Raw genomic sequence first — 24,252 nt, forward strand, 5'->3', positions numbered from 1 at the left:
ACTTATTAAAATCCTGTTTCATTGAATAATTCTTTAATTTCTGAATAAGCAAATATAGGGCCATCTTTACAGATAAAAAAACCTCCATATTGGCAATGACCACATTGTCCTATACCGCATTCCATATTTCTTTCCATGCTCAAATAAATATCGTGTTCAGAAATTCCCTTTTGAGTGAGTAGCTTGACTGCGGTATTCATCATCATTTCAGGGCCACACATCATTACTGCTGTATTATGTGGGGTTAAGTTAATTTTATTAATCATATCTGTTATATATCCTGTAGCCCATGGCCATTTGGGGCCTGCCTGATCTGCAGCAATATGAATTATAGTATTGGGTGATTGTTGCCAAATTTCGTATTGTTTTCTGAAAATAAAATCATCGCTGTGTTTTACACCTTGTAAAATACTTAAATGGCCATAATTTTCCCTGCGTGCTAAAATATAGTGGACAATAGACACTGAAGGGGCGCATCCCAGACCTCCTGTCAGGACTATAATATCCTTGCCTTGTGTTTGCTCAAGAGGCCAGCCTCGGCCAAAAGGCCCACGTATACCAATCCTATCACCAGGCTGCAGTTTTTGTAACGCTTTGGTTACTCTCCCAATTGCACGTATAGTATGAGTTAATGTTTCCTTTTTTTCCGGATCAGAGACAATGGAAATAGCTACTTCTCCCACCCCATAAAGATAAAGCATGTTGAACTGTCCAGGGTAAAAGAGAAATTGATTATGATGCTCTGGATCAAGAAAACGTAAATGTAAGCTAAAAATGGTAGCTGATTCTTGAGTTCGTTCTACAATGATTGCTTCTAATGGTAAATAGGGATCAAAATCAGGTCTATTCACTTTCTATAGTCCTCACGTTTGATTCACCAGAAATTGCTGCTAACTCTTCCGTGATATCAATCCCGACTGGACACCAGGTAACGCAACGCCCACATCCTACACAACCACTTGCATCAAATTGATCGAACCAGCTGCCGACCTTATGAGTCAGCCATTGCCTGTATCGTTTACGGGTATCATCACGAATAACTTTTCCGCTTAAATAGCTATGGCCCGCAGTAAAACACGAATCCCATTCCCGTTGATGTTCACTATGCGTACCATCTAAACTGGGTTTTTCAACCTCACTATGACAAAAACATGTTGGACATACCGAGGTACAATTACCACAAGATAAACATCGCTCTGCTACTTCGTTCCATCTTGGATGATTTAAATTAGCAAACAATAAATCACGTAATCCTCGCTTATTATCCAGGGGGATTCTTTTCGTTTGCATTGCTGCAGCGTTTTCTACATTTTGGTTTGCCTTTTTGCATTGGGTTTCTTTAGCTTTTGATAAATTCAACTGGTTCAGAATCGCCTGTCCTCGTTTACTTCCTATTTGGGTTACAAATCCATTGTCAATTTCAGTCATTAAAATATCAAAGGAATTGCGTACATTAGGGCCTGTTCCAGCTGAAACACAAAAACAATTTTCCGAAGAATAAGAACAATTGACTGCAACTATAAATAATTGTTCACGACGTTTTTGATAACGAGGATCAGGGTGTTTGCTTTCAATAAATACTTTATCTTGGATTCTCATTGCTGCCAAGTCACAAGAGCGGGCTCCAAAAATAGCAAGAGGTTGCTCTTCTTTGGGATGTGGTTGAAAAATTAGCTTTCCTTCACTATCGCGTATTACCTTCCAGACAGTTTCCTGGGGTTTAAATAAAAGGGGTTTGATCGCTTGGGGACCATTAGCGAAAGCGAAGGCTTGGTGCTCGCTAATTTTTTCTAATTGATATCCGCCAGGGGTTTGATGATCACGGACTCCCCAAGGTAGTTGTTGCATATGGTTTAACACATCATAAACTATAGCTCCATCACGTACTTGAGGGCCAATGCAGGAAAAACCAGCATCTTGAAGTGTTTGTAGTAGATTTTGTAGTTTTGTGTAAGGTAAAAAAAAGCTGCTCTTATTCGTTGTCATAAAAACCCCTGCGTCTAGATTCAAACTACATCCATGGATAGGTTTAACCTTAAAAGTGTGATTGAATCAATCATGATTGGCTCTTGTATTCAATTCAAGCTATATGTGTTTAACAAATTCTTGGCAATTGTTCTCCCACCAACCAATCGACAATTCTCGTTCCTCCTAATTTTGTTTTAAGTTGCACAAGATTGCGTGGGTCTTCAATGACTTCACCAATGATTTCTGCATGGATTCCTAAGGGATGAGAGCGCATTGTAGTTAATAAGGTGTCTGCATCTTGAGGAGGGCAAAGAGCAACCAGTTTTCCTTCATTAGCTACATATAGAGCATCGAGTCCTAATAATTCACAAGCACTGGCCACTTCAGTGCGAATAGGAATTTTATGTTCATCAATAATAAAACCAATATTTGATTGTGATGCAAACTCATTTAATGTGGTTGCTAAACCTCCACGTGTAGGATCTCGTAAACAATGAATATTAGGCACAGCATTGAGCATACACGAGACTAATCCGTGTAAGGAAGCAGAGTCTGATTCTATCTGAGTTTGAAAGCTCAAATGATTACGATGAGCCATAATCGCAACTCCATGATCACCAATATAGCCACTAATAAGTACGCAATCACCTGGTTTAGCACAATCACTGGAAATATGAATCCCTTCTGGAATTACACCAATTCCGGTGGTTGTAATAAATACACCATCTCCTTTCCCTCGTTCAACGACTTTAGTATCACCGGTAATTATGGCGATCTTGGCATCTCTTGCTGCGTAGGCCATTGACTCGACAATTTTTTTCAAATCAGCGAGGGGGAATCCTTCTTCCAGAATAAAACTGGCGGATAAATACAGGGGGGTCGCTCCTGCCATCGCGATATCATTGATTGTCCCATGTACGGCCAGAGAACCAATATTTCCGCCTGGAAAAAATAAAGGTGAAATAACATGTGCATCGGTTGTCATAACCATTTTTCCAGAGGATACTGAAAAACAAGCCTGATCATTTTTTTGTGCTAACCAGCGATTGTCAAAAGCAGCCAAAAACAATTGATCAATTAATTGAGCCGTAGCTCGTCCACCACTACCATGAGTTAAATTAATTAGACCTTCTTTGAAATCGAGTTTTGGCGCTTTTATTTTTGGAGTTCTTATTGCTTCTACTGTCATACATTTATCCGTCCATAAGCATATACCGCCGCACAGGCCCCTTCAGAAGAAACCATACATGAGCCAAGAGGATTTTCTGGAGCGCATATTCGGGCAAATAATTTACAATCCATGGGTTTTTTCACTCCCCGTAACACTTCGCCACAAAGGCATTGCTTGTGTTCTTGAGATCTAAAATCAGGTAGATCAAAGCGTTGTTCTGCATCAAATTGAGCATATTCCGATCTTATTTTTAAAGCGCTTTGTGGAATAATTCCCAACCCGCGCCATTCAAACTGATCACGTAACTCCAAAACTTCTTCCATGATTTGTTGGGAAAGTAAATTGCCTAAACGATTTACAGCCCGTTTATATTGTATTTCTACCTCACATCGCTCTTCATTGATTTGTTGAATAAGCATCAAAATTGAATGCAATAAATCTAAAGGTTCGAAGCCTGAGATTACAATAGGTTTATTGTATTTTTTACATACTGATTCATAAGCTTTGCTGCCAATGACGATGCTGACATGAGCAGGCCCAACAAATCCATCCAGCATTACTTCATTAGCGTGCAATAAATGATCCATGGGTATAGGTGTTAAAACATGATTGCAAAAAACGCTAAAATTGGTGAGTTTTAATTTTTTTGCTTGTTGGATAACCAAAGCAGTGGGGGGAGTGGTGGTTTCAAAACCAATAGCAAAAAATACGACCTCTTTTTGTAGGTTTTCTTGAGCAATTTTCAGGGCGTCACTCGCTGCATAAATCATGCGGACATCTGCTCCTGATGCTTTGACATGTAACAAATTCTTTTGTCCAGTTCCTGGAACACGCAACATATCTGCATAACTACAGAGGATAATATTGGGCATGGTTGCTAATGCGATGGCTTTATCAGTAATGGCCATAGGTAGTACACAAACAGGACATCCAGGTCCATGGATCATTTCCACATTACTGGGCAGTAAACTAGGAATGCCATAACGATGAATGGCGTGAGTATGGCCACCACAAAATTCCATAAATTGATAAAGACGATTCGGATTAACGTGTGAGTGAATTTGTTGAGCAAGTACTTTTGCTAAGTCACCATTGCGAAAATCCTCAATATATTTCATGCTGATATGTCCTGCATCATTTGGGCAAATAAATTTAATGTTTTATGTGCCTCTTCTTCATCAAGTCGAGTTAAAGCATAACCCACATGAATAATAACATAATCCCCAAGGGTAAACGTTTCTAGTAATGCTGTAGAAATTTCTTTGCTGATGCCTCCGATGCTTACTATTGCTCGAGAATCATCAAGAATTTGTGTAATTTGGGCGGGTATAGCCAAACACATAGCGATCCTTTTTTGTAGAAGTAGGCTTTGGCCCAAAAGTTACAGGGCTCCCACTTACTCTACTGTATTGTTTTTAATTTGTTATTCCAGCAATCCACGCTTGTCCTAGGGAAATTCCGCCATCGTTTGGAGGAAGAGTAATTGGTAAAAATGGAGTAATATCAGAGGCAATTAATGCCCTGGTTAATCCATCTGCCAATATTTGATTCAAAAAGCAGCCCCCACTTAATACTACCATATGAATTTTTCTTTCACGACAAATTCCTTTGATCCATGCTGTAAGGCCTGCTATAAGTGTCCCATGAAAAAGATTGGCCCCTGTTTTGGGATCAGTTTCGTTGGTTAATACTTCAAGAGTCGGAAGCAGATCAAAACACTTTTCCTTGATGCGCCATCCATCAGGTAATGTTTGCACCTGAGTAACCAAGCTTTCCAAGCGCATTGCTGCTTGACCCTCATATTGAGAAATGAATTGGATGCCTAATAATGCACTCGCGGCATCAAACAAACGACCACAACTGCTTGTGCCAGGGCTATTGATCTTTTTATCTAATAATAAGTGAATGGTATGTGCTTGCGTTAAATTTGCAAATCGCTTTGCTATTTCATCTCCGCGGCCTAACGCACTTAATACACTCGCAGCCATTCTCCAAGGTTCATGTACGACTCGCTCGCCTCCAGGTTGTAAAAGAGGAGAAAACGAACCAATATGAGAAATATTTGCATCTTCTAATAAAAACAGCTCACCACCCCAAGCTTCGCCATTTAAACCATATCCATACCCATCCAGAGCCAAGCCTAGGGCAGGTTTTTGAATACCATGCTCTGCAATCACTGAAGCTAAATGGGCATGGTGATGTTGTACTGCAATAACAGGGACATCATATTGCAGTGCTAGACGTGTGGTGTAAAAATCAGGGTGTAAATCGTGGGCAACTCGTTCAGGTATTATATCTAGAAAACGGAGCAAATAAGATAATGATTCATGGTAGAATTCGATAGTTGCTTTATTAGTTAAACTGCCAATATGTTGCGATACAAAAGCTTCATTACCACGAGTAACACAAAAGGTATTTTTCAGATGCCCGCCTAATCCTAAAGTTGGGGGAATTTCATGCGGAAGTTGAATAGGTGTAGGAACAAATCCACGCGAACGACGGATAAAGATAGGTTTATTGTTAACTAATCGTATCACTGAGTCATCAGTCCTAGTAATGATTTGGCGATTATAGGAAACTATTTTATCCGCTATATATTTTAGTTTTTGTTCTGCGTCCTCATCTTCAATAATAAGTGGTTCACCGCCTAAGTTAGCGCTCGTAACTACAAGCACCCTTGTTTGAAGCTCTTGCAACCATTCAGATCCATTTGTATGGCCAGCAAAAGCATTAAAAAGCAAATAATGTACAGGAGTATATGGAAGCATGATCCCCAATGTGTTTAATCCTGGTGCGATTTCAGCACTGTAGTCACTAGCTCTTTCTCTTTTTTTAAGTAATACAATGGGGCGCGTCCTATTTTCTAGTGCATCTCGTTCTTGATTATCTATTTGGACAAAACGTTTCGCGCTTAAGACATTGGCAACCATTAGTGCAAATGGTTTTGCTTCACGATTTTTTCTTGCGCGTAATTTTGTTACGGCAGTTTGATTACGCGCATCACAGATGAGTTGATAACCACCTAATCCTTTTAACGCAATTATTTCTCCCTGGATAATAGCTTGAGCAATTTTTTCAACTGATAATGAAAGTTGTGGGCCACAATGGGAGCAGGAGGTAGGTTGGGCATGATAACGTCGATTTTCAGGATCATTGTATTCTAACTGGCACTCGTGACATAAGGGAAATGGAGCCATTGCCGTTTGACAACGATCATAAGGAAGACTACGAGTAATCGTTAATCTTGGACCACAATTAGTACAATTCAAAAAAGGGTATCGAAAATAGCGACTGTGGGGATCAAAGAGTTCTAGTAAACATTCAGAGCAGATACACATATCAGGCGAAATAATGGTTTTGATTTTACCTGCCTTACTGTTAAGAATTTCAAAAACCACCTCATTCTTTTGTACGGGTATTGTTTTTAATTGCAGATGATTTATCTTGGCAATTGGAGGTAAGTTTTTTTGTAAGTGGGCCACAAAATCCTGGGCTAAAACTCCCTGGATTTCAATCAATACCCCAGAAGCATCATTTTGTATCCAGCCGGTGAGCTTCAACTGTTGGGCTATGCGATAAACGTGGGGTCTAAAACCAACTCCCTGGATTTGCCCTTGAACCCTTATTTGTAATCGCTCCATTTTTTACTGATGCTTATGTTTTAGCCATTCATACCAATTGTTTAAGCCATCCCCGTTAGTTGTTGATAGTGTTAGAGTTTCAATATCAGGTTTAATTTGACGAGCATAGTGAATGCATTTATCCAGATCAAAAGTCACATAAGGAAGTAAGTCCATTTTAGTGATAAGCATTAAATCAGCACAACGAAACATATCTGGGTATTTAAGTGGTTTATTATCCCCCTCAGTCACGGAAAGAATGACTACTTTGAAGGTTTCACCTAGATCAAACATGGCGGGGCAGACAAGGTTACCTATATTCTCAATAAATAGAATAGATTTTTCTTTCAAAGAAAGATCGCTTAAGGCGTGACCGACCATATGTGCATCTAAATGACAAGTTTTTCCAGTGTTTATTTGGATGGCATGACCGCCACCGGCTTTAATTAACTCTGCATCATATTGAGTTTGTTGATCACCAACAACAACAGCCATATCCAGTTCGCTTTTTAAATCTCGAATCGTTTTTGCCAAAAGAGTCGTTTTTCCGGAGCCTGGGCTAGACATAATGTTTAATGCCAGGATGCTTTTTTGAGTCAGATAATTTTTGTTATGGAGAGCGAATTGTTGATTTTTGGCTAAGATATTTTGTTCTATATGAATTAAATGCTCTTCATGCATATGATGCTCATGCTCATGCTCATGCTCATGCTCATGCTCATGCTCATGCTCATGCTCATGCTCATGCTCATGCTCATGCTCATGCAAATTGTTTATCTTGTGATTCTCTTCAGAACAGCCGCATATTCCACACATTATTCCACCACCATCGATTTCACACGTAATTCTTCGCCCTGGACAATTTTTAATGCATGACTGCCGCAAGTGTGGCATGCATCATAATACTGTTGTAAAGGTCCTAATTGTTGACAAGACTCACAAAACGCTTTACCAGAAATATCAATAATATCAATCTCGGCGTTTTCAGCAAGTGTTCCTTTAGTAATAACGTTAAAACTAAAAATTAAAGCATTTTTTTCAATTGCAACAAGCTCGCCTATTTCCAAAATGATTTTTTTCACGCGAGTGCATTGGGTATCATTTGCATTCTGTTTAATAATTTCTAGAATATTTTTGCATAGCCACAATTCATGCATAGTTCACTCGATATATCAACGATACATTTTGATACAATTAATTATGCCAATGATTAAACTAAATGATGCAATCATGAGCCCCGCTAGTCTTGAGAGTAAAAGGGATCCTGCATTAGCCCGTTGGATTAACATTGAAACAAATAAACCATTTAATCCATCAGATACCATCATGCCAAACATAAAAACGAAACCGAGCAATCCTGAAAATAACCATCCGGCCATAGCTTGAGCAGAAAGAGAAAATAAAATGGCCTGACTCACAGTATCAAAAGATAAGGCAAAAAGGGCACCAATAAATATGATATAAACAGGGTTAAAATCTTTGTGAATGAGTTTTTTTGATATATAGTTCTTTACGCTTAATGGCATAATCGGATTTTGGGGAGATTGAAAAATACTCCAGAGATTTATTATCCCAAATACGAATAAAAAGAAGATAGAGATACTATTACCTAATCCATCCAACCATTGCGGAACAGACACAGGTTGAAATCCATAACCAATAACCAAGCTAATTAAAATAACGATGAAACCGTGTCCGAGTGAAAATAAAAGACCCACAATTTTAGCTAATTTTCGATTCTTGCTGACTACTCGCGCGACTGAGTCAATCGTTGCTAAATGATCTAAATCAAAACCATGACGAATACCTAGTAAAAATGCCATGATAATTAAAATAAATTCAGAATTTTGCATAGGGTACTTTTTTAACTTTGGAAAGGTGGGTCATAAGGCTGTATTGAACTGAGGATAAATTTAGAGGAAATATTTTGTTTTGTCGATGATTTTTTTAATTTTTTAATGGAGTTCATGGTTGAGGTACTTCATAGTTGAAGTACTTCATAAATTTATTCCTGAAAGGGGATTTTATAAAATTGAGTGGCTTTTTTTATTCAATTTCACGACCGATAAATTTTTTAATGGACGAAAAAAGGTTAAATGGCTGCTCGAGGCAAAGCGTATGCGTGCCTTATGCTTTAATTGAGAATCTATATTCATGATACTTCCTCTTTCCTCAACAGGAGTATTGCACATTTTTAGTTCAATTTTGTTGGCTTTATTGTGAAATTTACTCATACATCCCGCTTTTATCCGTAAATTATGAAGAGTAGACCTTACCGATTCTGTTGCTTGTTGATCCTGTAAAATAGTTTCTAAGTTTATTTTTAACTTCTCAAGCTCCTCTGCATTAAGATAGGTATTTATCAATTTTATTTTCTCATATACAAAAGTGTTCATATATTCATCGTTATCTCCAAAGCTACACTTCTCGATTTGGTTTAAAAGATGGATATTTTCTTCTTTAAGCCTATTTATGAGTGTTAAGACTTCTTCTTTTTGTTGTATTAATGACTCGATACGACTCAATTGCATTTCAGCCTCTTCAAGCGAGAGTCGTGCTTCAGGCTCATCTTGAACCAAGCTTGCGATTAATTTTTGTAATTCTGTGCCTTCATTTGTCTGAAAAATAGGATAGATAAAATCATATTGTGACTCATTAGTGATTTCATATAATTTTTCATCTCCACATCCGGTGACATATTGATATAAATTTTTTCCAAGCATGTAAGCATGCATTTTATCTAGTAAAATGAAATTTTTTTGGGGCTGCATGAGTAGAGTTAAAATTTCTGGAGGACTTAAATAAGAGGTTCTCAAGAGAGAATTTGCCATATTTTTAGTAATTGTATTGTCGATAGATGGAACTAAGGACTTATTATCGGAAATTGCTAATAGACCGTTTTCATCAACTAACCAATTAGTATTCTTCATATCAGGGAAGGCATAGCCTTCTTGGCTAAGATTAATTAAAACGTTTATCATTTGTTTATACATCTGTAGCGCTGACTTGATGCGCGCCATATCATCAGAGCCATGTTTTTTGCTATGGGTAATGAGATTTCCCTGTGGACAAAATGAAATTACTGAAAGAGTCCTGGTTTCTCTATATCTCGATATGCTTAAAGTTCCAGTTCGTATTGCTTCTTCCTGTAGAAATGTGTCTTTCACAGATGAGTTCCTCATCAGATTAATAACAGGTTGTTTGGGGTTGCCCATCCGATTCTCAATTTTTAGAACATAGGGAGGATTATCGTTTTTTGGAAACAGCTTGAAGTTTTTTGAATTTGTTCCTCCCAAAAATGAAATATCCGTATTTTTTATAAAATGGTCAAATTTAGGATTTTCTAAAGGAGCATATAATTTTGTTAATTTATTGATATCAAAAAACGCTCCTCTTGATAACATATCAATTAAATGATTAACTTTTTCTGGTTCCATATCAGTTAGAATTTCTGCAAACTCATTTTTTGTTGTGGCAGATGTATCAGATATTTCCCATAAACTAAAAATATTATATTTTGCAAACTCGGCCTTTAGATTAGAAAATAATTTTGAATGTATTTCAGTTGAAAATTCCGGACACATACTCACAAATTTATCGCTGTATTTATTTTCTATGAATTGTTTATAGAGCAGAATATTTTTCAGGGTATCGACCGATTCTTGATCATTCTGGGTTTCATTATAAGATTGAATGAGCCTATTAATATTTTGTATGTCTTCATTAACCTGATTAATAAAATCCACTAATCCTTTATTTGAATTGCAGATTGGGTTTAGGGTGCTTACAAAAGATAAGTGATGCATGATAAATTACGGCAACTTATTAAAAATGAAATTATTTTATCCTATATGTTCCATGATTTCTCAATTTGTTAAATTCATATGACATATAAATAAATTAAATATTAATTATATTTCAGAAGATTAGGTAACGTCCCTGACGCTTTTTGACACACTATTGTATCTAAAATTGTTCCCGGATTTTTGAATTTGCTTCGATTTACTCCCTCTCTCGGTTCAAACTCCTTTCGCTGGAGAGGGGGCAAATCGGAGAAAACCGAAACAATTGTGTACTTAAATAGATCAAGAAATTTTAGGGATATTACCTAATTCTCTTTATTATTCTTATTTATTTCTTAAGCTATTCTTTGTCACGAACTCTTGCTGCAAGGACATTTCGTTCATAGGAGTATTTTCTACTTTTAACTCTTGTTTAAAGAAACCTAATCGGGTTGGTGAATGCTCTGTAATATCTTGATTAATTAATTGATAGAGTCCTGTAAATTCATCCAGCTTCGTGGCATGGCAACGATTTGAAAAATCGCTTTCATCAGGACTTACACTTAATTTATCGCGCACCAGTTTGTAAAATGGAGAGTCTTGAGAATATTGGGAACCATATTTATTAGAAAGATACGAATCAAATTCTTGTATCTTTTCTTTAGGGATATTCAACGATAATAAAAGATCCTTGGTTTTGGTACTAAGTTCCTTACTATTAGTATGATAATAATCTTCAAAAGCGGCTTTTATTAATGATTGGTTTTCTTTAGTAATTAATGATTGGAAATGATCGCGTACAAATTCTTTGATTTCTCCCGAAAGTATATTTTCAGTTAGAATAGTACGAGTAACCATTGCTTCCTTAAACCGTATTGTTTTCTCTATATTTTTTATTGATTGCTCCATGAGTTTTTGACGATAAATAGAGACTAAACTCCCTTTTGTCTTTATCGCTTTTACAACACTTGATGTAATTATTACTAAAAATTGTTTGAATTTTTTCAAAAACGAAGTTCCGTTATCAGCTGACCTTAATTTTTGAATGAAGTTCGCATCATGGGGAATAGATTTAACCTTTAGTGCACGCTTCTCAATTGGAGTGTCTTTATTAATTAATATTTTGTTGATTTTTTCGATATGATCTTTTAAATCTTTATTTTGTTCAGGGAGTTTTAAACTAAATTTATGAAGACGGTCATATGCTTCAGAAACCAGTAAATAATTAGCAATATTATTTTCTTGAAACTGTTCGAGTGATTTAACTACCGCAGCAGAGCATTCATCAACAGACAAAAATTGAGCTTTATTTTTAGTGTAATGATCTCGAACTAATTTTTCGTATTCTTGAATTATAGGTTCTTTAATTGTTGTATTAAACAGATGATTGCGTAAGATAACTTCAAATTGTACATCCAGTAAAGCACTTTTTGTGTTCTCAATATGTTCCTCTTTAAGTAATTCAACTTGTTGCTTTAGAAATGCAACTTTGTCTTTTCTAACACTAATATTTAATAATATTTCGGGATTTGATGGGTCTTTATTTAGTTTATGCTCTAGTTCTTCTATTTCATTTTGAGTTTCATTAAGAATAATATTTAGATACCGTTCTTCATCAATAAGGGCTAATTTTTTACTGAAGGGCATATCCAATTCCAAAGCGACTGATAAGAAAAATTGATTCAAAGCAGCCATAGCCGGATTAATGAGGGCTCCTGGTTTTAAACATAAATAATCTTCTTCTTGGGATAATTTGACAATTAATTCCTTATAACTATTTTCTTTTATTTGAGAAAAATCATCTTTAACCAAGACATTTACCATATTCGCGATTTCAGCAGTTTGAGCACCAACCCGTTGAATTTGTTTTAACAAATCAAACAAGACTCGTCCTGTAGTGATATTCAGACCATAATAATTATCTAATATTTCCTTTATCCGATTCACTTCGTTTTGCATTAGCTTTTTATCGGCGAGTTCTTCTCTTGTATAAGCTCGAACAACTTCTGGCTGTTCTCCAAATACTTTTTTATATTTAGAGTTTAAATAAGCTCTTGCACGCTCTAATTCAGGTGAGGCCAAATGAGCATACTTAATACCAAGTTTGGCCGCTTTTTTACCCGCAGCCTCATTAGGATCCACATGTACTATATCTTCACGAACTCCAGCATCATGAAATGCTTTTTGAATGTATTCCTTTCTTGGTGTATTTCTTTTTAATAAATTGTCATGTGCGTTCCACAAAACAAGTTTAAGATCAGCCCAATCTTCTTTATTGTAATCAAATGATTGAATTTTTTTACCAAAATCTACGACGGCGGAGACTAATGGGCCATAACGCTCTATAAGCTCTGGAGCCAGGTTCTCCATGGCGACTTTTAATTGCCGTGCATTATCAACAATCTCAAGAAGAGCCTTTGTTTGTAATACAAGAGCCCCACTTTTTTTCATTTGCTCAAAGTGATGAAATGCCATTTCCAGAGAATATAATGCATTTTCGACTGCTTTAATTTGTCGCACCATAAGAGGATCATTTTTATGGATGACGTGTATTTGTTCATTGGGTGCTTTTTTTAGAAACTCTTGAAGTTGGGTAGAGAAATATTCTTTGGTAATAGCAGAGAAATCTTCTCTTAAATGAGCAACTTCGGAGGATAAATCTAACTCTTGAATATAAGCAATATTACCACGCACTGAATACAGAGATGAAACAGAGACTTCTTTTATTTCGCCAGGCCCTACAATAGGTTTCTTGCTTTCATTTTCTATAAATTGCTTTTGCAATTGAAGAATATTTATATCCTCAGATGTATCAAATTGAAGATCAAAGGATTGAGATTTAACGTTATCAATTGCATTATTGATAACATCAATTTTTAATTCATATGATTTTCTAGAATTTTTTAAACAGGCATCTACCAATGATTCTAACTTCATTAAAGAATCTATCGTAATTTTAGATTTCTTTTTCTCAAGATTCGATGTTTCAAGCAGATTTAAAAGGACAGTAAATTCATTAGTTAAATCCAGGTTAGTGCTTGCCATAGTCGATTGGATAGTCACAAAAGCAAGGCGTAATTGCACCAGCTCTTCAACAGGAATCTCAGCGATTGCTTTACCCCCATGCTTTTTTAGCATTCCAAAAAAAACAGTAGCGGCTTGTAGTTGCGATTCAATTTGGAACAACCCTAAAATATGTTCTTTTTTCATCATCACTAGCTCTTTCTTCCTGATTTTTCCCATATCAAAAGAAAGAGGAATTGGTTTCAATCTGCTATTTTGTTTTGATTCAATGAGTTCATTTATTTTGTCATTGATTTTATTCAACTCCAAAGCGATTGGTTTTGATAAAAGACCTGGCGTCAAATAGTGGCGCGTTTCAATTTTATCAAGCAAGATCATTAAATCGGGATATCTATCCTGCATCCACTCTTGATAAAACTGTATCGTAGTTTCCTGTAAGTTAATTCCTTCTTTTTGAATTTTCCCTATTAAATCGATTAAACCAACAATTGAATTTAGTCCTTTAAATACATTGCCGAAAGAAACATTTTCTTCGATTACCAATGAATATAATGCATTAATATTATCGATACTTCTCGCACTAATTCTCAATCGATCGACTGACTTTTCTCCATCAGGATCCATTAAACTCGAAAGGTTATTCATTAATGTTGGCAATTCAGTCATTAATCGAATAATTGCCGATGTATGTTCTCTTTCAGTTTGAACTGAGTTAGTCCATTGACCAATGATGCTACCAATTTTTTTAGTTACATCAAATGCATTAAATTGGCTGACCCATCCATATTGCTTAACCAATTTGTTCGCTTCCAAAAAAACTGGCTTTATTAAATCATCATTCTCACGGATTAGATTCTGAACTTCTGATGAAGCTTCAGCGATTAATGCTATTGATTTATATACGTGTGATAAAGCAGCTACTCCTTGATGAGCTGCAGCAATCTTGCCTAGTTGTGTGCTCGTATCGATACCATTCCAAGTTTTTAGAGCATTTTCAGCATGATACATACTATTAATTAATTTTTTTATTGCAGCAATTTGAGGAGGATCCTTTTCTATGTTAATAAAAGGTTCACCACTTGGCTGAGGATTCAACTGTGATGCTAAAGGTGCAGATAAAGTTTTTTTGAGTCGTTCTAATAAACCCATCCGTGCTTCGGCGATTTTATTAGCATAATTCAAGAGATCCTGGGATTTTTCTTTTTTTGGTGGCACTTCTGTTCCAGTATCCATTTTTTCAGAATCTTTAGGAGAGGTTTCATTTTCTTGTACAGTCGTTACTTGCTGCTCCGACAGGGTTTGGAGTTTGCCTCCTTTTTTTAATTGTTCCAGGGAAGTGAGATTAGAATCTATAGAACTCATTGCAGAAAACGACCTGCTATAAGCTAATAGCTGTTGTAATATTGGAGCAAGTGCATTTTGGGTATTTGGTGAGAGTTCTTCAATAGTATTTTTTAGTTGAGAAGCAGCAGAAGCTATTGCAATAAAATAGGTCAATCGAATCATGACACCATAACTAAGATCCAATCCTTCAAAATCCCTAAGTGCATTCTCCAGCGCAGTTAAACTCATCTCAATTTTCTTAATTTGTTTCACCAAATCAGGATCCTGCTCATTAATTCGATAAGGTAATTCCGTAAAAAAGGATTGATACTCTGATAGATGGCGATGGATGAGGGTGTCTAGACTAGTCCTTGTTTCCCTGACTGTTCTTGACAATTTCAAATCTTGAATTGCGGTAAGTGTTCCACGCAAATTAACTAGATTCTTGGGAGATATGGGGATGATTTCTCGGGTTACAATCTCTGGTGGAAGGGGGTGTTTCATTAACTCATCCTTGATGAGGAAGATACGCTGAGATGTTTTTTTTTCAAGGGAGGGTTGTTCTTCTCTAACCTTTTTAGAAATTAGATTGTCACGAGAGTGTTCTGCAATCATTATCTTAAATTCTTCTGCGGCTTTTTGTCCTGACATGAATTGAGCAATTGCTTTTTCTGCTCCTAATAACTTATCAATTTCGGCACTTACAATATAATTCGCTAGATATCCTACAGCATTTTGCCACCATGCTCTTGACTGGGGCTCGTATTTTTCTTGGCCAACTTTGTTTAAAGCTGCTGCTAATTGATTTTCAAGATTCAAGTCGACATGCGCTAACGCCATTTGTATTTGGGGATACAGTTTTCGTAATAACACACGATCAGATTCTGGGATGCTTTCAAAAGATCCCCCCTTATAGTTTTGTAAAATTCGATAAAACTCAGTTGCGGCTGCTTTTTGATTTTCAATCGCGACTAGAGAGCGCACATTTTCAACTTGAATGCTATTAAATTGTTGTTCCCTAAGAGTTCGCAATGATTCAATCGAAATAATCTGCTCGCTAATACCAAAGTTGTTCGGTTCAGATAATAGTTGATTTGCTTGGTTGCTTATACGCTCTACCTGAGAACATAACTCTGCAGATAAGATCCCTGATTTTAGGTAGTTTTGTTGTTCTAGTTGATCAGTAAATAAAATTAATGAGGGTAAATAATGATTGGCCCAAGAAATATAGTTTTTCAAAGAATTCTGAGTAAAGTTAAAGCCATCCCCTTCAATGTGTTTAAACCAATTAAATAAATCTTGAATTGCTTTTGAATTTTCTAAATCAGTAAGATTTAACTTATTAATAAATTCATTCTTTTCTAAATCATTTAACATCAAACGAATAAGCTCAATAGCCTTTTCTCTATCCTGTTCCCCCATTTCCCTGTCTTGAAGTGAAGAAATCGATTCCACTAATTTCGATATTTTTGTAAAAGCAGATATAAGAGGGTGTTCATTACTCCATTGATTGACATCAGGACCTAATAAATCCATGCCTTGCATAATCACTTTGGAAGCCTTGTCAGTGACATCCATTTCAATAAACTCTGACACCCAACCTGATTCTTTAATAATTTTGTAAGATTGTGTATATATGGGCTCAAGTAGATAATAGTTATCTGCAATTACTCTTCTTATTTCTGGAGATGCATCATCAAGCATCCCGATTGATTTATAAATTTGGATCAATGCCTGGATATACTTTTTTGCGCCCAAGGCTTTTCCCAATATCGAATTTTTATCAATACCTTCATAATACTTAAACCCTTCTTCAGCATGGTAGAGACAGTTGATTACTTTTTTAATAGTGACTACTTGCGGAGGATCATTACCAAAATCAATAAAAGGAACTCCTGTTTTTTGTTCAACAAGTTTTGTGACTATAAGATCATCCAATTGATTTTTAAGCGCTTTTAGTAGCAACTTCCTTACTTTATTAATTTGTTGTGATAATGGAATTTCAGCTATATCATCGCCATTTGGCATAATAACACTCCAATAAGTATACTTTATAGTATAATTTATTTGAGAGGATACATAATGAGCATTAATCGAGTACTAAGTGATTCCTATTTTGTTTAGTCAACATCTATCCTTGAGCATGAGGCCATACATCACCGAAAACAAAAAGAAAAAAACCTTCAACAGCAGTTGTTGATTTAAGTATATCCAATGATTATATAAATTGATTTTTAGCTTGGATTAAGCCAAAAAAAACCTTCTTTTTTGATATAAGGAGCGACGTGTGACAAGGGGAACCAATGACCAAGATTTATATTGAAGGATTCTTATCTCTTATTTTTATCCATTGTGCATCTGCTTTTTTGATGTTTCCAGGCATATCTTTTGCCCAAATTTCTTGGATTTGTTTGTCCAAATTAAGATAGAGTTTGTCATTTACTATTTTCCATGCAAGAGGATCACTAATCACTTTATGGCTGACAGATACCCCATAAGCACAATATCCTCCATAGGCAGGTAGATATTTTTCAGGATTTGCTGCAAAAATTTTTTTGTTTTCTGTGGATGCAAAGATGTAAGCAACACCTTGATAATACACAACCTGATTTCCATTTCCTCGTACGGGCCCGCTTTTTTTTTTGATAGGTTACCAGATCATAGCCTTGATTACCCACCAAACTAATTGAATTTCCCGCTGCAGATACGGAGGATTGAAATAACATAAAAAGTATAAAGGATAAAGAGTAAAAGCGTGAATCCAGGATATTCATTTTAATAAATCCATATTGATACCTATTTTATTTTCAATTTAAAAATCATTATAGTCCATAGCAAGAATTAATGATTTTTTTCTGTGGGTTTCTGAGAATACAAACGGTTCAGAAAGGCTTTTTTCACACCACCGGATGGCGGTAGTGAGCGTGATGGAATCTTTGTTTTTATAAAAAGCCCATTGAGCATGCTCTAATAATAAGCTTGCAGCAAAAATTTGTGTTAAAGAATAAGCAAGCTGACGCGCGCCTGTTTGTTGCTCCTCATCGTTGATCTGTGGGGAGTGGATATAATTTTGTAATTTTTGTGCAATATATTGGACTTTTACTTTAGACTGAATGAGATCTTGGAGTTTGATTTGCTCCAATCGTTTATGTATATCCTCGAGAAATGCAACGGCTGCATTTTCTTTATGAATTGCTCGTAAGACATCTAAGCTTAAGATATTTGTTGTACCTTCCCATATGGATAATACTTGGGCATTTCGTAGTAATTGCGGCAAACCTGTATCTTCAATATATCCAGCCCCACCAAAGGACTCTAACGCTTCACTGGCTAGTGAAATTGCTTGTTTTGCTGAGTAGAGTTTTACTAGAGGTGTTAATAACCTTAATACAGCTCGTTCTGCCTGTGATGCTTCACCTAATTCATCTTTTCCTAAAAGTTCAATGGCGTGAAAAACAAGATGAAAGGCTGCGGTAAACTCTATTTGCATATTTGCTAAGGTTTCTAGGTGTAAACCATGTTTTGATAAGGTATGTCCAAATGAAACGCGTTTCGTGGCATAATCACGGGCAAGTGCGATGGCGCGGCGCATATAACCTACAGCGCAACAGGCATTGTAGATGCGTGTGATATTAAATAAAGAGGATATTTTTTTTACGCCATCACCAGCACCTCCGATCAATAATGCACGCGTATTTTTTAATGTGAGCTCCGCGGTAGGTAGGGCGCGCGTGCCTAATTTATCCTTTAAGCGGTTAATGCTTATGCCATTGAGTTTACCCATTTGATCGCGAAGTTCGAGATAAAAAAGACTTAGTCCTTTGCTTCCCTCAGGAGCGCCCTCGATACGAGCAAGGGTCATAGCGATTTGTGATGTTGTAGCAGAAGTAAACCATTTGTCGCCGTTAAGAAGAAAGTAAGTGCCCTCAGGTTTAGCAGTTGTGGAAGTACCACTGACATCTGAACCTCCTGTACGTTCGGTCATCCATTGTCCAGAAGTCCAAAATTGAGTTGGGTCAGAGCTAATCAGATGTGGAAGTACGCGATGTTTTAATGGTTTATCGGCATAAAGTTCCAATGCTCTAGCGGCACCATCGGTCATTGCAAGAGGACATGTATAAATAGCTGAAGAGGGGTGAAATAAATATATTTTTGCAAATTGATGAATGCGAGAGAAGGCACCATGCCGACGCTCATAGCCAATAGCAATCAATTTTTCTTCAGCCGAAATTTTGTCGAGCTCTTTCCATGCTCGGGATACTTCAATATGGTCGATGCGCTTACCCCATGGATCATAGGGTATATGTTTTGGTGGATATGCTTCTGCCTCTTGGCCCAATTGATAGATATCTTCAATGGCGCGTTGGCCTAAATGATGCAACTCTGGTTGAATCTCAGTAAGCATGGACGGTGGAAGTTTCCATTCAAGATAAGCCTTTAGTATTCGATCATCATCGTATTGATTGCCAAGACAAGGCGGAGTTTGAAAAAAATCACTCATGGATAACTTCCTTATGATTTTTAGTGACGTTCTATCTTAGCTGGATTGGAAATGGGGAGCAACTGCGAAAATTTCACTTATTTTCAATGATAAAGAAAATATCTACTGAGACGGTTGTCAATTAAGGGAAGCCTTTTAAATTTCACTGAGATAATTTTTTAACATTTTATTAATAATTATTTTTTGCTATTAAATTCAATATCTTTGAAGCTTTGATTAGATAATATAGACAAGTTACACTATAGAATTTTCTAATTAAGGTTTTTTTAGAATGAAGCAAAGATCGCATAATCTTTTAACTTGGGTACCCCATCTTTTTTTGTTTTATAAAGAAAAAGTATTTCGAAAATTACTGCCTGTCTCAATCGTTATTATTCTCTATGCGGTATTCATTGCTTATTTTTTTGAAAGTGCAACCCGTTATAATTTAGGTCAGTTTCATCTTATTTTTAGCTTTATTCTAACTATTATTATTAGTTTTAGAGTCAATACCAGTTATGCGCGTTGGTGGGAAGGTCGCGTTTTATGGGGCTCTATTGTCAATAATTGCCGTAATTTGGGTTTAAAGTTCGATGCGTTTGTGGGGTTGAATAAATATCCTGACTTTTATTTATTACTTCAGAGGCTACCGGTGGTTATTAAATCACATTTACGTAAAGAAGGTAGCGCAGTTCAAACAGAATTACTTTCATTATGTATTCATGAATTTGAAGGCAAACATCCTGTTCTTTTGATCACAAAACGTATGTATCGTATTCTTAATGAGTTACGGCAAGAAGAAAAGCTGCAATTGGAACAATATCTGGCTTTAGATGTTCATCTTGCGAATCTCACGGATATGCTAGGAGGGTGTGAGCGTATTGCTAATACTCCAGTGCCTCCCGCGTTTGCTTTTTTTGTAAAACAAGCGTTGCTTTTTTATGCACTTATGTTTCCTTTTGGTTGGATTGACACTTTTGGCTTTTTTATTATACCAATGATGGTTATGATTGTTTACATTTTACTGGGTCTAGAAATTTTATCTGAAGAGTTAGAAGATCCCTTTGGTAAGGATGATAATGATTTACCGCTTAATACCATTGCTAAAAATATTGTGCGGAATGTAGAGCAAATTGCTGAGATCGACGCTCATTGATCACTTTTGCCCTGCATCAAGTACAGGTTAGCGTAAGTTATTGAATTTTTGCTTGAAAAGCAAAGGTACATGGGGTAATTTTTATGGAAATGATTATCCCTAAATGAATACCCAACTTAATACCTGAAGATTTTCCCTAAAGCTGTTATGTTTATTAGCAGGAGCAGGCTTCATCTATTATCTGGGAGATATCAGCACATCAATCATTGAGATAAGGAGGGTTAAATGATAAGTAACAAACCGTTAGAGCATGAACATTGCCATATACATCCAAATAAATGTATCTCTTGGACCGCTATTTTTATTGGCGCCTTAGTAGCCCTTGGGCTTGGCCTATTGTTTGGTCTTCTAGGTGCAGTTATAGGGTTAAATTCTTTAAAGACTGTAAATAGTGGTTCAATTGTATTCTCTCTTGGTGGAATGCTGGGAGTTATCATCTGTGTTATTGTTGCTACAGCCATAAGTGGTTACATAACAGGCTATCTAGGCCGCTTGCATTGTTTTAAACATCATCATTTAGGTATTGTGTATGGGTTTATTACATGGGTTTCATCTTTGATCTTAGGCGCTATATTGCTAGGGATTTTGAGTCAAAACGTAGTAGCTTATTCAAATATTGCTCGTACTGTGATTGCAATTCCTGTTCCAATTACACAAATAACTACTCCAGTTGGCTCGACCAAGATTTCTTCTTCAACTGAAAATGGTGAAAAAGTCACTGTTGTGGAGGTGAATGTGACTCCTGCGGATCTTGCTTCAGGTGCTTTTTTAGCCTTCTTGTTATTTTTTCTTGGGGCATTGTTTAGTTGTCTTGGTGCCCATTGGGGAATGCGTTGCAATAGGAATGAGGATAAATAAAACATTATGCCTACATTAGAAACGATGTAGGCATAATATATGTAGCAGCTTAGTGTTTATTTCTTATTTGCCGGATTTGGCAAACCCACTGAGTTGCGAGTTATGGTGAAACAATCCAGAATGCACTCACATTAAAAATGGAACAGGATTGTTTCAATTTGTTCGCATGGTTAAGTGTTTGTTATCTTGGAACTCAAAATATGGCATACCTTGAGATCGTTTAAGATCAATGTAACGATGACCCCAGGGGTCGGATTACAAGAAGATCCTAATAATTGCAATTAAAGTCATAAGGAAATACTACAGAAACACTATTTTCAGGGCCATTTAAAACAACAGGGCCTGCTTTTAAAATGCATTGGCCAATAGCAGGTCCTTGTAACCAGCCATTTACCGGAGTTGAATATACAGTAGCACTTATGGTTAATGGCTCTGAAATACAAGGTAATTTTTCAATATATTGTGGGGAACTTCCACCATTTAATGTAATTGATTTACTCAATCCCAATTGATTCGTAACATTAAATGCAACATTTTGGTCAAAAGTTATTGGCGGTGTCGAAACAGCCACTTGAATCTTACAGCTCATATCTGTATTGGCATATGTGGGAAGAATGACAGAAAAACTCATTATGGAAAAAGTAGTAAAAAGCACCTTTTTTAACATAAAAACTCCTTGATTAGTGGTTTAATTTTTGTTATGGAATTCATTGTAAAAGGACAAATAGAGTATCTTGTAATAGGAAATAAATCCATCAACTTTATCAAAAAAAGATTTATATCCTCTTGTTGGAATGTTTTTTGAAGCTGCTATATTAGATAAAATTAAGAAGGTTATTTTTAATAAAAGGATATTAATGGTCAAAACCATTCACAAATTAAGACGATACATTCAACTAATCATAGTATTTAGTGGCATGTTAAGTGTGGCTTCAGTTCATGCAATTACCCCGGAGACCAAGCCGGGTATTCGTGCTTATAAAATGCAGGTTACGCCACAACACGCCCAGGAAATAATCGTCTTGGTTCATGGTTTAATGCGTACGTCCATAAGTATGTGGCCCTTAAAAAATTTTTTAAAAAGAAAAGGGTATGAGGTTTACACCTATAGTTATCCTTCTCATAAATACAGTATCCAAGAGCATGGGACGTATTTAAATCAGTATATTAAAAATTTATTAGCAAAAAATCCCGGGGCAAAAATTAATTTTATTACTCATAGTCTTGGAGGGATTATTACCCGAGAAGCTCTCTCTAAATTTTCGAAAGAACAATTAAAAAATATTGGTTCTCTTATTATGCTTGCTCCTCCCAACCAAGGTTCAAAATTAGCGAAGATATCGACAAAAATGTTTCCTATGCTTACTTTTCCAATTAAACCATTAGCTGAGCTTAGCTCAGATCAAACTTCATACGTACATCATGTACCTGTGCCAAACATTAAAATAGGGATTATAGCTGGTCGGTATGATGCGAAAGTACCCCCTGAATACGCACGTTTAGAGGGACAAAATGATCCTGTTATAGTAAATTCCAATCATACTTTTATTATGAACAATACACAAACCCGTGAATTAATCATGAATTTTTTAGAAAATGGATCATTTGGAATAATTACGGGGTAAAATCTATTCGTATGAAGAATTAAAGGCCGAAAAAAACTATCAAAATAAGCAAAACAAAATTTGCTCTATAATTATAGAAATTTGTTACTAAGGCGTGTTAACAATTCATCCCCACTACCTGCGTGCTGCGACTTGCTCCTAAGAGATCCTCACAAAATATAATCACATCTGAGGGGCTGCATGTTGTGCTTGAATAGCGCATTGATAAAGCATCATTAACACATTCTGAAAGCTCTCTTGAGTCAAAAGAAGCGTTTTTTCAAAACCTAGTTTTCCGATGAACATGGTGGGTGGATAAAGCGGAGGTGGATTTAGTCGAATGCGCTTGAAAATCAGAAGCTTTGCTTATTGATTTAATATGAAGCCCTGCAAGCCAGGCAGCAAAAGTAGCAATAGCAGCTACCAGTAATAAGATATTCCTTCTTTGGGGGGATTGGGTTAGGCTGCTGCTCTTAAGACCTAACCCATAATGAGGACGCTGGCACTCATTAAACTCTGTAATCTATTTTATGGACTTGGGGGAGTTGCTCTGCGAATGTTGTATGTAATCATTCAATCAAGTTCATGATGGTGAACCTTATCATGTCGGAAACACTATTGGATCACATGTCTTCATGCACTTCAAAAAATATTCATCATATTTTTCAAAAAGTTATGCTCACTTTTTGTGACCATCTCTCAGGAACAAGTCGCGCCACGTAGGTAGTGGGGATGAATTGTCAACACGGCTTAATAAAATTTATCAAAATTTTTTGAAGGTTATTATCTTGCAGGTGATATTTGATATGTATCAGCTGCATTTGTTGTTTCAAGGATCATTTTAGAAATTGTTTCGCCAAGCAATTCGCGAGCGGAGGATTTTATTCTAGCTGAAGGCTGTGTCATGGAGCTGAATAAATCTTGATATACCTCATGTTCATCACTCAAGGTACATTTGCAAAAACCATTAATTTCCCGCAGTTGTCGGCACATGTATTTAATCGTACTATCAGTTTCGTATTGAGGCAAAGATCTTTTTAACTCATTTTCAAGTTCTTCAGAATCGGCATATGTGGCCAAAAGCAGCAAAGTATCAAATATTTCCAGTCTGTTTTCTTTTTCAGCTGCATCAGAGGTTTTTGAAATTATTTGGCGCATTTGATTAATAAATTGCTCTACTTTGTTTTTCTGTAAGGCAATTTTTACCTGCAACTCAGCATTCATTATATAACCTCCTGACCTAAATAACGCACTAATCATATTAAA

General features: G+C 36.2%; 18 protein-coding genes. 3 read left to right on the top strand and 15 right to left on the bottom strand.

The features are described from left to right. Positions 1-5: 5 nt before the first annotated feature. The 13 genes from EKG34_RS02970 to EKG34_RS03030 all read right to left on the bottom strand — a co-directional run bounded on the left by EKG34_RS02970 (position 6) and on the right by EKG34_RS03030 (position 19,389). Positions 6-851, bottom strand: coding sequence for an FAD/NAD(P)-binding protein (locus EKG34_RS02970; protein ID WP_003635861.1), 846 nt, complete (start codon positions 849-851; stop codon positions 6-8). Beyond that, positions 844-1,986, bottom strand: coding sequence for a 4Fe-4S dicluster domain-containing protein (locus EKG34_RS02975; RefSeq protein ID WP_003635862.1), 1,143 nt, complete (start codon positions 1,984-1,986; stop codon positions 844-846). Before EKG34_RS02975 ends, EKG34_RS02970 begins: the two co-directional genes overlap by 8 nt. A gap of 109 nt (positions 1,987-2,095) precedes the next feature. Next, positions 2,096-3,157 (bottom strand): hydrogenase expression/formation protein HypE, encoded by a 1,062-nt coding sequence (gene hypE, locus EKG34_RS02980; protein ID WP_003635864.1) that lies wholly within the window; start codon positions 3,155-3,157, stop codon positions 2,096-2,098. Further along, a complete protein-coding gene (hypD, locus tag EKG34_RS02985) occupies positions 3,154-4,257 on the bottom strand; it encodes a hydrogenase formation protein HypD (protein WP_003635866.1) in 1,104 nt (367 codons plus the stop codon). Before hypD ends, hypE begins: the two co-directional genes overlap by 4 nt. Continuing rightward, positions 4,254-4,481, bottom strand: a complete 228-nt coding sequence (locus EKG34_RS02990; protein ID WP_003635868.1) for a HypC/HybG/HupF family hydrogenase formation chaperone — start codon at positions 4,479-4,481, stop codon at positions 4,254-4,256. Before EKG34_RS02990 ends, hypD begins: the two co-directional genes overlap by 4 nt. A gap of 73 nt (positions 4,482-4,554) precedes the next feature. Then, on the bottom strand, positions 4,555-6,780 hold the full coding sequence (gene hypF, locus EKG34_RS02995; protein ID WP_003635870.1) for a carbamoyltransferase HypF: 2,226 nt from the start codon (positions 6,778-6,780) through the stop codon (positions 4,555-4,557). Positions 6,781-6,783: 3 nt separating this feature from the next. Beyond that, positions 6,784-7,575 (bottom strand): hydrogenase nickel incorporation protein HypB, encoded by a 792-nt coding sequence (gene hypB / locus EKG34_RS03000; RefSeq protein WP_080619958.1) that lies wholly within the window; start codon positions 7,573-7,575, stop codon positions 6,784-6,786. Continuing rightward, the gene (gene hypA, locus EKG34_RS03005; protein WP_003635873.1) at positions 7,575-7,916 is read right to left on the bottom strand and encodes a hydrogenase maturation nickel metallochaperone HypA; all 342 of its coding nucleotides are present in this window, start codon (positions 7,914-7,916) and stop codon (positions 7,575-7,577) included. The genes hypB and hypA overlap by 1 nt, the downstream gene beginning before the upstream one ends. A gap of 15 nt (positions 7,917-7,931) precedes the next feature. Further along, positions 7,932-8,612 (bottom strand): HoxN/HupN/NixA family nickel/cobalt transporter, encoded by a 681-nt coding sequence (locus EKG34_RS03010; protein ID WP_003635875.1) that lies wholly within the window; start codon positions 8,610-8,612, stop codon positions 7,932-7,934. Positions 8,613-8,783: 171 nt separating this feature from the next. Beyond that, positions 8,784-10,505 carry a protein kinase family protein gene (locus EKG34_RS03015; protein ID WP_003635876.1) on the bottom strand — a complete coding sequence of 574 codons (1,722 nt, stop codon included), beginning with the start codon at positions 10,503-10,505 and terminating at the stop codon, positions 8,784-8,786. Between the two features lie 381 nt (positions 10,506-10,886). Then, positions 10,887-16,916, bottom strand: a complete 6,030-nt coding sequence (locus EKG34_RS03020; RefSeq protein ID WP_003635878.1) for a hypothetical protein — start codon at positions 16,914-16,916, stop codon at positions 10,887-10,889. Between the two features lie 286 nt (positions 16,917-17,202). Next, positions 17,203-17,490, bottom strand: coding sequence for a YHS domain-containing (seleno)protein (locus EKG34_RS03025; RefSeq protein ID WP_223800045.1), 288 nt, complete (start codon positions 17,488-17,490; stop codon positions 17,203-17,205). A 210-nt stretch (positions 17,491-17,700) separates the two neighbouring features. Continuing rightward, on the bottom strand, positions 17,701-19,389 hold the full coding sequence (locus tag EKG34_RS03030; protein WP_003635884.1) for an acyl-CoA dehydrogenase family protein: 1,689 nt from the start codon (positions 19,387-19,389) through the stop codon (positions 17,701-17,703). A 271-nt stretch (positions 19,390-19,660) separates the two neighbouring features. Between EKG34_RS03030 and EKG34_RS03035 the strand changes: the two genes are divergently transcribed. Then, entirely contained in the window at positions 19,661-20,524 is an 864-nt protein-coding gene (locus EKG34_RS03035) for a bestrophin family protein (protein ID WP_003635887.1), read from the top strand. Between the two features lie 225 nt (positions 20,525-20,749). Further along, entirely contained in the window at positions 20,750-21,382 is a 633-nt protein-coding gene (locus EKG34_RS03040) for a hypothetical protein (RefSeq protein ID WP_003635888.1), read from the top strand. A gap of 268 nt (positions 21,383-21,650) precedes the next feature. Here the strand turns inward: EKG34_RS03040 and EKG34_RS03045 are convergent, their stop codons facing one another. Continuing rightward, positions 21,651-22,049: a hypothetical protein gene (locus EKG34_RS03045; RefSeq protein WP_003635890.1), complete on the bottom strand. Its 399-nt coding sequence runs from the start codon at positions 22,047-22,049 to the stop codon at positions 21,651-21,653. A 190-nt stretch (positions 22,050-22,239) separates the two neighbouring features. On the opposite strand from EKG34_RS03045, the gene EKG34_RS03050 reads away from it, so the two are divergent. Beyond that, a complete protein-coding gene (locus EKG34_RS03050) occupies positions 22,240-23,007 on the top strand; it encodes a lipase family alpha/beta hydrolase (protein ID WP_003635894.1) in 768 nt (255 codons plus the stop codon). A gap of 762 nt (positions 23,008-23,769) precedes the next feature. On the opposite strand, the gene EKG34_RS03060 is transcribed toward EKG34_RS03050, so the two are convergent. Beyond that, positions 23,770-24,210, bottom strand: a complete 441-nt coding sequence (locus EKG34_RS03060) for a hypothetical protein (RefSeq protein WP_003635899.1) — start codon at positions 24,208-24,210, stop codon at positions 23,770-23,772. Between the last annotated feature and the right edge of the window lie 42 nt (positions 24,211-24,252).

The sequence above is a fragment of the Legionella longbeachae genome, assembly GCF_004283175.1.
Classification (GTDB): domain Bacteria; phylum Pseudomonadota; class Gammaproteobacteria; order Legionellales; family Legionellaceae; genus Legionella; species Legionella longbeachae.

Bases quoted from the DNA above. Each gene is read 5' to 3' on its own strand.
- EKG34_RS02975 (WP_003635862.1), bottom strand. From the start codon at position 1,986: ATGACAACGAATAAGAGCAGCTTTTTTTTACCTTACACAAAACTACAA.
- hypE (WP_003635864.1), bottom strand. From the start codon at position 3,157: ATGACAGTAGAAGCAATAAGAACTCCAAAAATAAAAGCGCCAAAACTC.
- hypD (WP_003635866.1), bottom strand. From the start codon at position 4,257: ATGAAATATATTGAGGATTTTCGCAATGGTGACTTAGCAAAAGTACTT.
- EKG34_RS02990 (WP_003635868.1), bottom strand. From the start codon at position 4,481: ATGTGTTTGGCTATACCCGCCCAAATTACACAAATTCTTGATGATTCT.
- hypF (WP_003635870.1), bottom strand. From the start codon at position 6,780: ATGGAGCGATTACAAATAAGGGTTCAAGGGCAAATCCAGGGAGTTGGT.
- hypB (WP_080619958.1), bottom strand. From the start codon at position 7,575: ATGTGTGGAATATGCGGCTGTTCTGAAGAGAATCACAAGATAAACAAT.
- hypA (WP_003635873.1), bottom strand. From the start codon at position 7,916: ATGCATGAATTGTGGCTATGCAAAAATATTCTAGAAATTATTAAACAG.
- EKG34_RS03010 (WP_003635875.1), bottom strand. From the start codon at position 8,612: ATGCAAAATTCTGAATTTATTTTAATTATCATGGCATTTTTACTAGGT.
- EKG34_RS03020 (WP_003635878.1), bottom strand. From the start codon at position 16,916: ATGCCAAATGGCGATGATATAGCTGAAATTCCATTATCACAACAAATT.
- EKG34_RS03030 (WP_003635884.1), bottom strand. From the start codon at position 19,389: ATGAGTGATTTTTTTCAAACTCCGCCTTGTCTTGGCAATCAATACGAT.
- EKG34_RS03035 (WP_003635887.1), top strand. From the start codon at position 19,661: ATGAAGCAAAGATCGCATAATCTTTTAACTTGGGTACCCCATCTTTTT.
- EKG34_RS03040 (WP_003635888.1), top strand. From the start codon at position 20,750: ATGATAAGTAACAAACCGTTAGAGCATGAACATTGCCATATACATCCA.
- EKG34_RS03045 (WP_003635890.1), bottom strand. From the start codon at position 22,049: ATGTTAAAAAAGGTGCTTTTTACTACTTTTTCCATAATGAGTTTTTCT.
- EKG34_RS03050 (WP_003635894.1), top strand. From the start codon at position 22,240: ATGGTCAAAACCATTCACAAATTAAGACGATACATTCAACTAATCATA.
- EKG34_RS03060 (WP_003635899.1), bottom strand. From the start codon at position 24,210: ATGAATGCTGAGTTGCAGGTAAAAATTGCCTTACAGAAAAACAAAGTA.